Source organism: Achromobacter sp. Marseille-Q0513 (genome assembly GCF_018195695.1).
GTDB lineage: Bacteria > Pseudomonadota > Gammaproteobacteria > Burkholderiales > Burkholderiaceae_B > Achromobacter.
In genome coordinates this window covers 1-947 of record NZ_JAGTJY010000390.1, presented here as the reverse complement: position 1 = coordinate 947, position 947 = coordinate 1, and the positions used below count along the sequence as shown (strand labels likewise).

The 947-nt window shown below is 71.7% G+C and carries 1 protein-coding gene; it reads left to right on the top strand.

Features of this window, described 5'->3' with window-relative positions:
• The coding region (locus tag KDH83_RS30840; protein ID WP_212322864.1) for a filamentous hemagglutinin N-terminal domain-containing protein at nt 1–947 on the top strand (947 nt) is incomplete at both ends.

The following is a 947-nucleotide window of genomic DNA, read 5'->3' as shown; positions in this document are numbered from 1 at the left end:
TCCAGCACCGAGAACGGCCGCACGACGGTCACCATCAACCAGACCGCCGACCGCGCCATCCTCAACTGGCAGACCTTCAACGTCGGCCGCAACACCACGGTGGACTTCCGCCAGCAGGCCGAGTGGGCGGTGCTGAACCGGGTCAACGACCCGGCCGGCCGTCCCAGCCAGATCCAGGGGCAGATCAAGGCGCCGGGCACGGTGCTGATCGTCAACCGCAACGGCGTGGTGTTCGACGGCGCCAGCCAGGTCAACGTGCGCAACCTGGTGGCCGCGGCCGGCAGGATCAGCGACGAGCAGTTCCGCGAGCGCGGGCTGTATGGCGCGCAGGGCACGGAACCCAGCTTCACCGACGCGCTGGGCAAGGTCGAGGTCAGGCCGGGCGCGCGCATCGACACGCATGCGCCGGGCAGCGTCACGCAGGGCGGCGGCTACGTGCTGCTGCTGGGCAGCGAGGTGCACAACGCCGGCGCGATCAGCACGCCGCGCGGCCAGGCGCAGCTTGCCGCCGGCGACAGCTTCGTCATCCGGCGCGGCGTGGGCACCAGCGAGAACACCCTGTCGACCACGCGTGGCAACGAGATCGCGCCGCGCCTGGCGGCGAACCAGGACGGCGGCCTGGCGCGCAACACCGGCCTGATCGTGGCGGCCGAGGGTGACGTGACGCTGGCCGGGCGCCAGGTGCGCCAGGAGGGCGTGGCGCTGGCCACGACCACCACGCGCACGCGCGGCACCATCCACCTGTTGAACTCGGCCGCCGATGCCAAGGGCAGCATCGTGCTGGCGCCGGACTCGGTCACGGCGGTGCTGATCGATGACGACGGCAGCACGGCGCTGGACAGCCAGCGCAACGCGCTGATCAAGGAGTCGGCCGAGCAGGACCTGTTGCGTTACCGGCAGGCGCCGGGCGTGTTCGACAACCTGTCGCGCCTGTCGGACCGGCGCGA